We start from the raw sequence: 12,091 nt of genomic DNA on the forward strand, positions 1-12,091 counted from the left end.
TAAAATATCTTCCTGCTGATTGAGCAGATTTTCAATTAAGAAATGAATAATTTTAGACTAAACTGTTCTTATCAGAATAATTCAATTTAAAGAAAATAAAAGTCATCATAGAAAAGGCAAGTAACGAACTTCCTCCATAACTAAAGAATGGCAACGGAATACCAACAGTCGGGAAAAGCCCCATAACCATTCCTAAATTGATCGTAAAGTGCATTAAAAGGATTGAGGCAAAACAATACCCGAAAACACGGTTAAAGCTGCTTTTCTGCTTTTCTGCGAGATAATAAATCCTTCCGATAAAAACCATGTAAGAAAAAATTAAAACAGCACTTCCAACAAATCCCCATTCTTCACCTACGGTACAAAAAATATAGTCCGTTTCCTGCTCCGGAACAAATTTCCCCTGTGTAACTGAACCTTCACGATATCCTTTACCCAAAAGTCCACCAGAACCGATCGCTGTTTTCGAATATAACAAATTGTATCCGGAAGTATCTCTGAACGCTTTTTCACCTTTATAAAGAACCTCAATTCTTTCTCTCTGGTGTTTTGGCAGCTTTTCTAAAATATAGGGTGAGCCGAAAGCCAATCCGCACAAAAGTACCACAGAACCTATAATACTTGAAATTGAAATGACATTCCAGGACATTTTATAATAATTCATAGCAATCCACCCTCCGACAATTAAAACAATTGTACCCGCAACATAGATAGGATTTACGGCTAAAGAAATCAGGAAAACCCCTGCAAAAAGGAATCCTACACCGAACAACAGTCCATTTAGACCTTCACGATATAAAGCAATGAAAAATGCAATAAAAACCAACATCGAGCCCACATCGGGAATCGCTAAAACTACCACCGCAGGAATTCCTACAATAGCTAATGTTGTATAAAGTGATTTTTTATTTTTTAAATTAAATTCTGGTCCGGAAACATAGTTGGAAAGCATCAGAGCAGTTCCGATTTTGGCAAATTCCACGGGCTGCATGGTGAAACTTCCGACTTTATACCAGTTTTTTTGCCCTAGAATCTCTTTACCAAAGGGGAAAAGCCCGATAAGAAGCAACACACCACCGATGTAAATTATTCCCGACATATTTTCGAAAAACTTACTTCTTCCTACAAAAATAATAAGTCCGACAAATAAGGAAATACAGAAGAAAATCAATTGCTTTTCTCCCAGTTTTTGATCCACACTGTAAATATTTGCAATTGCGAAAACGCAAAGCATGAAATACAGTCCAAGACCTAATTTATCTATTCCTTCTGCCCATTTCATTTCTTCACAGGTTTAGTAGTTTTATTTTTTTCCGTTTCTAAGTCTATCTGCTTCTGCAATTTTACTTTCTGTTCCTTAATGAAATTCAGGCTGTCCAGAATTCTTTTTTGTTTCACGGAATCTAATGCAGGATCTTTATAAAGACCTTTACGCTTCAAATCTGCGATCCATTGTCTTTTATATTCAGGCATAAAGCTTGCTCCCGTCATTTTTTTGTAAAGATTTTCACGTTTAAGATCTCCTGTAATATATTTTTCAGCAATCACGGTAGCAGCAGGTCCTGCCCAGGTTGCACCGAATCCGGCATGCTCCATTACAGCAACTACTACAATTTTCGGTTTATCAGCAGGAGCAATCAATACAAAAATTGAATTATCCTTTCCTTGCGGAACCTGTGCCGTACCAGTTTTTGCCAACATCGTAAAATCGTTTGATTTTAAACTGTGAGCAGTACCCCGCAAAACTACAGCTTCCATTCCCTTCAATACAGGTTCAAAATGCTTAGGATCTACTAAAGTTTTATGTTTTACTTTAAATCTTTTATCCGGATTTGGTTTTCCGTCGATAGCTTTTACGATATGTGGCGTGTAATACCATCCTTTATTTGCAATGGCTCCGACATAATTTGCCAACTGAAGAGGAGTAACCATAACGTCACCCTGCCCCATTCCGTTGAATACGGCACCGGTAGCCAAAGGATCCCAGTTTTTATAATCTTTTTTTGAACCGCTTGCTTTAAGAATAGACTTCATTCTTTTTTCATAAAACTCTCCTGAAGGAATTCTACCTTTAGCTCCTACCGCAAAGTCATTATTCAAAAATTCTCCTACACCGAAACTGCTCAAGATCGCTTTCCATTCATCGACTCCTTTTGAAGGATTTCCTGGATACTTATTCAAGATTGCTAAATACGCATAAGAAAAATAACAGTTACTTGAAATCTGAATCGCAGGAATCAGCGGATCTGCTCCACCGTGTCCTTTAATTCTCAATCCTCTATAATTAAATCCGCCGCCACAAGGGAAAATCGTATTTTCATCCATCACGCCCATCTGCATTGCAGACAAAGCAGTAAGTAATTTAAAAGTTGATCCGGGAGGATAAGCTGCCTGTAAAGAACGGTCGAAAGTAGGTTTATTTTCGTAAATAGTATCTTTTGATAAAGCGTATAAATTCTTAGATTTATAAGGTCCTGTAAAAAGGTTTGGATCGATATCCGGTCCTGTTGCCGCAACCAAAACCTCTCCGTTATTAGGATCTAAAGCTACAATTGCACCATGCTTATTCACCATCATTTCTTCAGCCATTCTCTGAAGATCATAATCAATCGTTAGTGTAATATCCTTTCCGGTAATGACATCTTTATCTAACGTTCCATTTTTGTAAGATCCAACATTTCGGAGTTTAATATCTTTTTGAATGTATTTCATTCCTTTTATCCCGCGAAGTTCTTTTTCATACGCTTTTTCAATTCCGGTTTTGCCGATGAAATCTCCGGGCAAATAATAGATTGAATCTTTTTTAATCTCTCTTTCATTAACCTCACTCGTGTATCCCAAAAGGTTTCCGGAAGTAGAAACTTCATACTGACGCTGCGGTCTTGAAACAATACTGAATGCTGGATATTTAAATATAATCTCCTGAACTCTTGCAATATCTTCCCTGCTCAGATCCTTCATAAAAGTCATTGGAGTAAGCTTAGAATAATATTTTTCTTTTTTAATAATATTGATTCTTTTAATTAAGTCTGCCTTAGAGATTTTCATTAAATTACAGAAAGCCAGCGTATCAAAATCCGGTTTCATCAGCGCCTGAGTGAAAGAAATTTCGTAAGCAGGCTGGTTTCCTACCATAATTTTTCCATTTCTATCGAAAATGACTCCTCTTTGTGGAATAACGTATTCAATTTTAATGGAAGTATTGGCTGCATTTAAAGCATAACGATCTGTAAACAACTGTAAATAAGAAAGTCTCGCCACGAAAATCAAGGCGATAACTACAAGAACGGAAAAGATTTTTAAATAACGTGTGTTCAAACTTTTTGTTTGATTTTAAATATTAATGCGTAAATAACTATAAATATAAATGAAATTACACTAGTTACCAATACATTAACTAATATTTCAAAAAATCTACTAAACTTAAAGAACTCTATATATTGTACTAAAAGCTGATGTAGAAAGATACTCGAGAATAAAAACAGCAAAAACTGCGCCCATTGAAGGGACTGAAAAGAGAAAAAATCTGTGGAAGTATCTGTAGAAGTTCTGAAAATTAAGGTTCTGAAATAGGCAATAAGGGTTGTTGCAAAAGCATTGATTCCCCATGAAAAGAGGAACGCGTCAACCGATAAACCGATCAGAAAACTTAAAGCTAAAAACTGAAATTTATTTCTGAAAAAAGGATAAAACATTACAAATACAGGATACAATACCGGAGTATACTTACCAAAAATAGTAATCCTGTTCAGTACAAAAATTTGTAATGCAACCAGAAAAATCATGATTAATATATCCGTAAATAAAGTCCTGCTAATCATTTTCCTTTTTTATTACAGCTTGCATTGTATCTTGAATCTTTTGAACCTCAGCTTTTTTAAGATTTTTAACTACGAAAACTTTACTTAAAGCTCCCATTTTTTCACTTAATTCTACCGAGATATCCCAGAATCCTGTTTTATTATCAACTGAGTAACCCGCAATGGTACCAATCTGAACACCTTTAGGGAAAATCGCCGATTTACCATCTGTAACAACGGTATCTCCGATTTTCAAAGCAACATATTTAGGAATATCTGCCAAATGCATTACTCTGGAATTATCTCCATTCCACGTTAATGTTCCGAAATATCCTGAGTTTTTAAGGGCTGCATTGATTCTGATTCTGTTTACACTTAAAACCGACTGAACCAACGCATAACTATCCGTAGAATTGATCACGATTCCCGCAATACCTTTCGGAGCCATAACTCCCATTTGCGGAAACACACCGTCTCTTCTACCTCTGTTTATTGTAAAATAGTTGTTTCTTCTGTTGATACTGTTGAAAACGATCTCTCCATCTACAAAGGTATAGATTTGTCCGCCTCCCAACGTATCATGAACTTTTCTGAATTTAGGATTTGCTGCACCTTGTTTTCCATAAAGCTCAACCATCAAAGCCTTGTTTTGAGTCACAAGATCTTCATTGATCTGCTTTAGCTTAAGATACGAAACCCCTTCATCAATATATCCGGAAACCCATGAATTCACTGCAGCCGACTGACCTGCGATCCACGATTTCTGCATGGCATTCTTAGAGAATATCAAAACCAGAGCAATAATTTGCAGGAATATAAAGAAGACAAAAAGTGCGTTCTTCGAAAATAATCTCAGCAAAAATCCCATTCAGATATAAAGTCGTAAAAAGTTAAAATTATTTAATTAAGAAATTGAATTTATCCATATTCTTAAGTGCGATACCCGTTCCGCGAACTACAGCTCTCAACGGATCTTCTGCAACGAATACAGGAAGACCGGTTTTCTTGTGTAATCTGTCTGCAAGACCTCTCAATAATGCGCCACCACCAGCAAGATAAATACCTGTTTTGTAAATATCAGCAGCCAATTCCGGAGGAGTAAGAGAAAGAGTTTCCATTACGGCATCTTCAATTCTAATGATAGATTTGTCTAATGCACGGGCAATCTCTTTGTATCCAACCATGATTTCTTTTGGCTTACCCGTAATAAGGTCTCTACCCTGTACCGGAATATCTTCAATATCAACGTCAAGATCTTCAACTGCAGAACCCACTTCGATTTTAATTCTCTCAGCAGTTCTTTCTCCAATGTAAAGATTGTGGTGAGTTCTTAAGAAATAAGCAATATCGTTTGTAAATACATCACCCGCAATTTTTACAGATTTATCACAAACAATGCCCCCCAAAGCAACCACAGCAATTTCAGTAGTACCACCACCTATATCGATGATCATGTTACCTTCAGGTTTTTGTACATCAATTCCAACCCCGATTGCAGCAGCCATTGGTTCGTAAATCAATCGAACCTCTTTAGCGTTTACTTTCTGAGCAGAATCTCTTACCGCTCTTTTTTCAACCTCTGTAATTCCGGAAGGAATACAGATCACAATTCTTAAAGCAGGTTGAATAAATTTACCTTTAATTCCGGGAATTAATTTGATAAATTCTTTAATCATATGCTCAGAAGCATGGAAATCAGCAATTACCCCATCTTTCAACGGACGAATCGTTTTAATATCCTCGTGAGTTTTACCCTGCATATGCTTTGCCTGCTCACCTACGGCAATCGGTCTACCCGTAGAACGTTCAATCGCAACAATTGACGGCTGATCTATAACAATTTTATTATTATGGATGATAAGCGTGTTGGCAGTACCAAGGTCTATCGCAATCTCTTGCGTAAACATATCGAATAAACTCATACTTTTTTTACTTCTGATTTTTTAAAGAGTTACAAAGATATAAATTTAAGACCACCCAAGAAATTTCACGAGCATATAATTTGGTTAAAATTTTATTAAATTTTATAATAGCTTATTAAGTTTCACATTAAGCATTTACAGACCTTGATTTCAACCAGATTTAAGATTTTTACAGGTTTGAAGCCTTAAGATAGAACATCAAAGTTTTACAATTAAAAAAAACAGCAGATAAGTGAATTTAAAATCAACCGCTAAGTCTTAAAAACTTTAACATTAAATTAAAAATTTCACATTCTGCAATCAGCTCACCTCTTATTTAGAACAAACCCAAAATAGTTTTTTACGATAATTATCATATACATTATCAGAAACCGATTCAGCAAAAAAAACGTAAATTTGCCCCGCTTATGTTACAGTATTCCAACATACATCAAACGTCGAATTTTGCCGTACTTTCTGTAAGCTTTGAAAAAGCTGATGTAGAAACGAGGGGTAAATTTGCATTTTTTGATGAAAATATCAAAAACTTTGTTACCCGAATTCATGATGAAGATTTAGGGGATGCATTCGTGGTTTCTACCTGTAACAGAACCGAAATCTACACGACCTCTCCCAATTATCTTTTAGTTGCCGAAGAATACTGCAAAACAATTGGAGTAAATCTGATGGATTTTCTTCAGTTTGCCAATATTTTGACAAAGGAAGAAGCTTTAATACATCTTTTCAGAGTCGCAGCAGGTTTGGAAAGCCAGATTATCGGAGATTTTGAAATTATCGGTCAGATAAAAAAAGCATACGCACGTTTCAAAAAAGAAAGACAGAATTCTAATCCTTATCTGGAGAGATCAATTAATTCTGCAATCCAGATTTCAAAAAGAATTAAAAACGAGACGGGAATTTCCAACGGAGCAGCTTCTGTTTCTTATGCTGCAGTTCATTATATTTTAAACAATCAAAAAAGAATTGCCGAAAAAAATATTCTTTTGCTGGGCGTTGGTGAAATCGGACAAAATACTGTTGAGAATTTGGTAAAACATGTTTTTCAGCCAAAAATTAAAATTGCCAATCGAACTCAGGAAACGGCAGCAAAAATTTCTGAAAAATATAATATTCCTCATATCGATTATTCTGATTTTGATAAGGAATTAAGCAATACTGATATCTTGATCGTGGCGACCGGAGCAAAACACCCGATTGTCAACAAATCTCATTTTCCGAACGGAAAGGAAACCCTGGTTATCGACCTTTCGATTCCTCATAACGTTGAAAAAAATGTTACGGAAAATGAAAATGTGACACTGATCGATGTTGATGAACTTTCAAAACAGATTCAGGAAACCATTCAGCAGAGAGAAAAGGAAATTCCGAAGGCTGAAAAAATCATCAAGGAAATGACAAAAGACTTCCTTGAATGGGAAAAAAAGAGAAAATTAGCTCCAAATATTCACCATTTCAAAGCAGTTTTAAAGAATATGGAACGTAATGAAATGCACAATTTTTACAAAAAAAACAAGTACATAAACATCACGGACATGGAACTTTCCGATAAAATGATTCAGAAAATTACCAACCGTTTTGCAAAATATATCATTGATAATCCTTTAAAAGCCGAAGAAATTAGTAAATTAATGCACGAAATATTAGTTGAACAACCAAACAACGAATTCAATGAAAAGCATTAGAATCGGAACCAGAAATTCTGCATTGGCACTTTGGCAGGCGAGAGAAGTTGCGAGGCATCTTCAAAACAACAATTATTTAACGGAAATAGTTCCTATCGTTTCTTCAGGCGATAAAAACCTTACTCAACCCCTTTATTCTTTAGGAATCACAGGAGTTTTCACAAGAGATCTTGATGTTGCATTATTAAATGACGAGATCGACATTGCGGTGCATTCTTTAAAAGATGTTCCGACAAAACTTCCGGAAAATCTTGAGATCATTTCTTATATGGAAAGAGATTTTCCACAAGATGTTCTGATCCGAAAAGAATCTGCAAAAAATAAAGAACTTCACGAACTGAAACTGGCAACAAGCAGTTTGAGAAGAAGAGCATTTTGGCTGAAGAATTTCCCTCATGCTGAATTCTCTGATATTCGTGGAAATATTCAAACCCGTCTCCAAAAACTGGAAGAAGGTGATTTTGATGCCACTATTCTATCTTTAGCCGGAATCAAAAGAATGAAAATGGACATTGATTATGAAATGCTGCCATTTTTAATTCCAGCTCCGTCGCAAGGCGTAATTGCCATTGCCGGACATTCCGAAAAAACTGAGATCAACGAAATTTTAAAACAACTTACCAATCATACAAAAACGCAGATCTGTGTAGAAATGGAAAGAAATTTCCTGAATACATTAGAAGGCGGCTGTACAGCACCAATCGGTGCTTTTGCTGAGATTTTTGAAGATCAGATCCGTTTCAAAGCTGCTCTTTGTTCATTAGACGGTAAAAACTGTATCGCTACCGATGAAAGTTTTGTATATAATAAAGAAGAAAACTTTGGAAAAAAATTCGCAAAAATTGTTCTGGAAAACGGCGGAAAAGAATTGATGGCGGAAATTAAGAGCCAAATCTAATTTGATTCTAAATTTCAGGGCAATGAAAAAGTATTTATCCATCCTTATCATTATATTTTGTGTTTTTACGTCAAAAGCACAAAATCAGTTTGCTCAAAAATTATCTGATGCTGCTTTAAGTCTGACAAAAGACAAAGTAACTTACGATCCTGCTTATTTTACATTAAAATATCCAAACGGAGATGTTCCTTCAGACAAAGGCGTTTGTACCGATGTTGTGATAAGAGCATACAGAAAATTAGGAATTGATCTTCAGAAAGAAGTACATGAAGATATGGCGAAAAATTTTTCAAAATATCCGAAAACCTGGGGATTAAAAAAGCCTGATACAAATATTGATCATCGCAGAGTTCCAAACCTTAGGGTTTTCTTTGCAAAATTCGGAAAATCCAAATCGATTGATACTAAACCGGAATTGTATGCTCCCGGAGACATTGTCACCTGGCTTCTTCCCGGAAATTTAACACACATCGGAATCGTTGTCAACAAAAAATCTTCAGACGGAAAAAGATATTTAATTGTACATAATATAGGAGGAGGACAGGTTATCGAAGATTGTCTGTTCAAATTTACCATTACAGGACATTATCAATATCAAAAGTAAAGCGTATGAAGAATATTATTTGCTTTTTGTTTGTATTAATGATAGGTTTTGTGGCAGGACAGAAAAACGAACCGAAAATTATTAATAAACCTATCAGTTTTTCTGAGGAAAGAATTCGTTTAAGTCTAGAATATTTAAAAGAACATCATGGTTTAGTTCAAAAAACTCCAACGATTGTTCCAAAAATGATTGTTCTGCATTACACTGCGGGCGGAAATGTAGAAAGTAATTTTAAATATTTTAATAAAACAAATCTTGAAAGCGCAAGAAACACCTTAAAAAAGCAAAGTACATTAAATGTTTCTTCACAGTTTATCATAGACAGAGACGGAACGATTTATCAATTAATGGAGCCTACTCAATTTGCAAGACACACAATCGGATTGAATTATTGTGCGATCGGAATTGAAAATATCGGCAGCAAAAAAGAACTGCTTACCGAAAAACAAGTTGCAGCCAACGCGCAATTGGTAAGATATTTAACCCAGAAATATAAAATAGAATATCTCATCGGTCACTCGGAATATGGAGTTTTCAGAAATTCTAAGCTTTGGAAGGAATCTGATCCGAATTATTTCACAGGAAAAGAAGATCCCGGAAAGGATTTCATGAGCAAAGTGAGAATTCAGGTTGCCGATTTACATTTAAAAGATAAACCTTAATGAAGATTTTATTTACCAAAAACATAGATCCAAAGATTATATCCAAAGAATTAGGAGAGGATATTTTGGTTGATTGTGTTGAGGTAATAAAAATAAATTCTATAACAATGCATCCATTTGACCTGAAAAATTATTCCTTGATTTTTACAAGCGTGAATGGAGTGACTTCTTTTTTTAAAAACGGTTTTAAGCCTAATGAAGATTTTACCGCAAAAAATTATAACAAAATCTATTGCGTCGGCGAAAAAACAAAACGTGAATTAAGAAAAAATGGTTTCGGAACTTTTAAAGTATTAAAAAATGCTGAAACCCTTTCAAAATTCATCACCAATCATTGCCAGCATGAAAAATTTCTACACTTTTGCGGAAATTTAGCCATCAGCGTTCTTGACAATGAACTTCCGTTACAAAATATTAAGTATGAAAAAATTACGGTTTACAGCACTTCGGAAATCAATCCTGTGATAACTGAAAAATATCATGCTGCCGTATTTTTTAGTCCGAGCGGAGTTCGTAGTTTTGCAAAGCAAAATTCTTTTCAGGATATGATGCTTTTTTCGATCGGCGAAACTACATCAAATGAGATAAGAAAATATACAAAATCTGATATTTTTACAAGTAAAAAAAATACTTTAGCAAACCTGTTGTCAGTAATTAGAGATATCGTAAAGGATGATAATCCTTAAACCATCAACTAAAAACCAACAACTATCAACTAAAAATTATGATTAAGAACGACCTATATTTAAAAGCACTTCGCGGAGAAACCGTAGAAAGACCGCCAGTTTGGATGATGAGACAGGCCGGAAGATATTTGCCGGAATTCATTGCGCTACGTGACAAATATGATTTCTTCACAAGATGTCAGACTCCGGAATTGGCTTCTGAAATCACTGTACAGCCTATCAGAAGATATCCTTTGGATGCAGCGATTTTATTTTCAGATATTTTGGTAGTTCCACAGGCAATGGGAATTGATTTTAAAATGAAGGAGAATGTTGGTCCTTGGTTAGACAATCCGATCAGAACGATGGAAGATGTGCAGAATGTGATCGTTCCGGATGTAAATGATACGTTGGGATACGTTTTTGATGCGATTGAACTGACTTTATTAAAATTGGACAACGAAATTCCATTGATCGGTTTTGCGGGTTCGCCTTGGACGATTCTTTGCTATTGCGTGGAAGGAAAAGGAAGCAAGGCTTTTGATATTGCTAAATCTTTCTGTTTCCAACAACCGGAAGCAGCTCATTTACTACTTCAGAAAATTACAGATACAACGATTGCTTATTTGAAGAGAAAAGTTGAAAAAGGGGTTTCTGCGGTTCAGGTTTTCGATTCCTGGGGCGGAATGCTTTCGCCTGCAGATTATCAGGAATTCTCATGGAAATATATTAATCAAATTGTTGAAGCTTTAAGTCCGTTGACGCATGTTGTCGTTTTCGGAAAAGGATGTTGGTTTGCGTTGGAAGATATGGTACAGTCTCCGGTTTCAGCCTTAGGCGTTGACTGGACGATTAAGCCGGAATTTGCAAGAACATTGACGAATCACACCATGACGCTTCAAGGCAACTTCGATCCTGCGAGATTACATTCTACGCCTGAAACAATTAAAAAAATGGTGACTGAAATGATTAACCGTTTCGGAAAAGACCGATATATCGCGAACTTAGGACATGGGATTTTACCAAATATTCCTTTGGAAAATGCGGAAGCCTTTATCAGAGCCGTGGTAGATTGGAAACCGAGTACTCAGTTCTAATTATCGGTTTTAATAAATCTTAAAGAAGCCTTATAGGTTTTTAAAACCTATAAGATTTGATTTATAAAATAAAACAGCCTTTCAAATTCTGAAAGGCTGTTTCTATGAGTAAAATAATTAATAACTAGTTGACTTCAGTAATAAAATCCTCTTTCGGCTTTCTTACTTTCGTAAGGTTTACCAACCAGTCGTTCGAAGAGTCTCTGTAACCGATTGGCAACAATAAAACACTTTTCAGACCTTTTTCTTTTAAATTTAAAATCTTATCAACTTCCTCCGGAACAAAACCTTCCATTGGCGTCGAATCCACTTCTTCGAATGCCGCCGCAATAATTGCTGCCCCGAAAGAAATATAAGCCTGTTTTGCCGCATGTATAGCATTTTCTTCCGCTGATCTCTGAGGATAAGTACTTAATAACATTTGTCTGTAATTTTCCCAGCCTTCGTTTTTGAAACCTCTGATTTCATTCGTCAGATCAAACATATTGTTGATTCTTTCTTCCGTATAGTTATCCCAAGCTGCAAAAACCAAAAGGTGCGAACAATCTGTAACCTGCGGCTGATTCCAAGCGTGAGGTTTGATTTGTTCCTTGATTTCCTGATTTGTGATGACGATGATTTCGAAAGGCTGAAGACCGCTTGAAGTTGGTGCTAATCTTGCCGCTTCTAATATTTTATCCACTTTTTCCTGTGGTACTTTTTGACCGTTCATTGCTTTGGTAGCAAATCTCCAGTTCAATTTTTCAATTAATTCCATAGAT

At 35.6% G+C, this 12,091-nt stretch carries 12 protein-coding genes; 6 read left to right on the top strand and 6 right to left on the bottom strand.

Annotated elements, in window-relative coordinates; genetic code table 11:
• Nucleotides 1-52 precede the first annotated feature (52 nt).
• The 5 genes from rodA to ABD745_RS16805 are packed head-to-tail and all read right to left on the bottom strand — an operon-like array spanning nt 53 to nt 5,722.
• Entirely contained in the window at nt 53-1,282 is a 1,230-nt protein-coding gene (rodA, locus tag ABD745_RS16785) for a rod shape-determining protein RodA (RefSeq protein WP_344832691.1), read from the bottom strand.
• The gene (locus tag ABD745_RS16790) at nt 1,279-3,318 is read right to left on the bottom strand and encodes a peptidoglycan D,D-transpeptidase FtsI family protein (protein ID WP_344832694.1); all 2,040 of its coding nucleotides are present in this window, start codon (nt 3,316-3,318) and stop codon (nt 1,279-1,281) included. Before ABD745_RS16790 ends, rodA begins: the two co-directional genes overlap by 4 nt.
• Nucleotides 3,315-3,821, bottom strand: coding sequence for a hypothetical protein (locus tag ABD745_RS16795; RefSeq protein WP_047399133.1), 507 nt, complete (start codon nt 3,819-3,821; stop codon nt 3,315-3,317). The genes ABD745_RS16790 and ABD745_RS16795 overlap by 4 nt, the downstream gene beginning before the upstream one ends.
• Nucleotides 3,814-4,668: a rod shape-determining protein MreC gene (gene mreC / locus ABD745_RS16800; RefSeq protein ID WP_047399132.1), complete on the bottom strand. Its 855-nt coding sequence runs from the start codon at nt 4,666-4,668 to the stop codon at nt 3,814-3,816. The genes ABD745_RS16795 and mreC overlap by 8 nt, the downstream gene beginning before the upstream one ends.
• A gap of 28 nt (nt 4,669-4,696) precedes the next feature.
• Nucleotides 4,697-5,722: a rod shape-determining protein gene (locus ABD745_RS16805; RefSeq protein ID WP_047399129.1), complete on the bottom strand. Its 1,026-nt coding sequence runs from the start codon at nt 5,720-5,722 to the stop codon at nt 4,697-4,699.
• Between the two features lie 407 nt (nt 5,723-6,129).
• On the opposite strand from ABD745_RS16805, the gene hemA reads away from it, so the two are divergent.
• The 6 genes from hemA to hemE are packed head-to-tail and all read left to right on the top strand — an operon-like array spanning nt 6,130 to nt 11,330.
• Complete coding sequence (gene hemA / locus ABD745_RS16810; protein WP_047399128.1) at nt 6,130-7,404, top strand: glutamyl-tRNA reductase; 1,275 nt, start codon at nt 6,130-6,132, stop codon at nt 7,402-7,404.
• A complete protein-coding gene (gene hemC / locus ABD745_RS16815; RefSeq protein WP_344832701.1) occupies nt 7,391-8,302 on the top strand; it encodes a hydroxymethylbilane synthase in 912 nt (303 codons plus the stop codon). The genes hemA and hemC overlap by 14 nt, the downstream gene beginning before the upstream one ends.
• A 22-nt stretch (nt 8,303-8,324) precedes the next feature.
• Complete coding sequence (locus ABD745_RS16820) at nt 8,325-8,906, top strand: DUF1287 domain-containing protein (protein WP_344832703.1); 582 nt, start codon at nt 8,325-8,327, stop codon at nt 8,904-8,906.
• A 5-nt stretch (nt 8,907-8,911) separates the two neighbouring features.
• Nucleotides 8,912-9,568: a peptidoglycan recognition protein family protein gene (locus tag ABD745_RS16825; protein WP_344832706.1), complete on the top strand. Its 657-nt coding sequence runs from the start codon at nt 8,912-8,914 to the stop codon at nt 9,566-9,568.
• Nucleotides 9,568-10,254 carry a uroporphyrinogen-III synthase gene (locus ABD745_RS16830; RefSeq protein WP_344832709.1) on the top strand — a complete coding sequence of 229 codons (687 nt, stop codon included), beginning with the start codon at nt 9,568-9,570 and terminating at the stop codon, nt 10,252-10,254. Before ABD745_RS16825 ends, ABD745_RS16830 begins: the two co-directional genes overlap by 1 nt.
• A 38-nt stretch (nt 10,255-10,292) precedes the next feature.
• Complete coding sequence (hemE, locus tag ABD745_RS16835; RefSeq protein ID WP_344832712.1) at nt 10,293-11,330, top strand: uroporphyrinogen decarboxylase; 1,038 nt, start codon at nt 10,293-10,295, stop codon at nt 11,328-11,330.
• 124 nt (nt 11,331-11,454) lie between these two features.
• Here the strand turns inward: hemE and ABD745_RS16840 are convergent, their stop codons facing one another.
• Entirely contained in the window at nt 11,455-12,087 is a 633-nt protein-coding gene (locus ABD745_RS16840) for an NAD(P)H-dependent oxidoreductase (protein ID WP_344832715.1), read from the bottom strand.
• Nucleotides 12,088-12,091 lie beyond the last annotated feature (4 nt).

Origin of the sequence: Chryseobacterium ginsenosidimutans (assembly GCF_039536845.1) — a bacterium.
GTDB lineage: Bacteria > Bacteroidota > Bacteroidia > Flavobacteriales > Weeksellaceae > Chryseobacterium > Chryseobacterium ginsenosidimutans_B.

Excerpts from the sequence above, each read along its gene's own strand:
- ABD745_RS16825 (WP_344832706.1), top strand. The coding sequence starts at position 8,912 with ATGAAGAATATTATTTGCTTTTTGTTTGTATTAATGATAGGTTTTGTG.
- ABD745_RS16795 (WP_047399133.1), bottom strand. The coding sequence starts at position 3,821 with ATGATTAGCAGGACTTTATTTACGGATATATTAATCATGATTTTTCTG.
- mreC (WP_047399132.1), bottom strand. The coding sequence starts at position 4,668 with ATGGGATTTTTGCTGAGATTATTTTCGAAGAACGCACTTTTTGTCTTC.
- rodA (WP_344832691.1), bottom strand. The coding sequence starts at position 1,282 with ATGAAATGGGCAGAAGGAATAGATAAATTAGGTCTTGGACTGTATTTC.
- hemE (WP_344832712.1), top strand. The coding sequence starts at position 10,293 with ATGATTAAGAACGACCTATATTTAAAAGCACTTCGCGGAGAAACCGTA.
- hemC (WP_344832701.1), top strand. The coding sequence starts at position 7,391 with ATGAAAAGCATTAGAATCGGAACCAGAAATTCTGCATTGGCACTTTGG.
- ABD745_RS16830 (WP_344832709.1), top strand. The coding sequence starts at position 9,568 with ATGAAGATTTTATTTACCAAAAACATAGATCCAAAGATTATATCCAAA.
- hemA (WP_047399128.1), top strand. The coding sequence starts at position 6,130 with ATGTTACAGTATTCCAACATACATCAAACGTCGAATTTTGCCGTACTT.
- ABD745_RS16820 (WP_344832703.1), top strand. The coding sequence starts at position 8,325 with ATGAAAAAGTATTTATCCATCCTTATCATTATATTTTGTGTTTTTACG.
- ABD745_RS16805 (WP_047399129.1), bottom strand. The coding sequence starts at position 5,722 with ATGAGTTTATTCGATATGTTTACGCAAGAGATTGCGATAGACCTTGGT.
- ABD745_RS16840 (WP_344832715.1), bottom strand. The coding sequence starts at position 12,087 with ATGGAATTAATTGAAAAATTGAACTGGAGATTTGCTACCAAAGCAATG.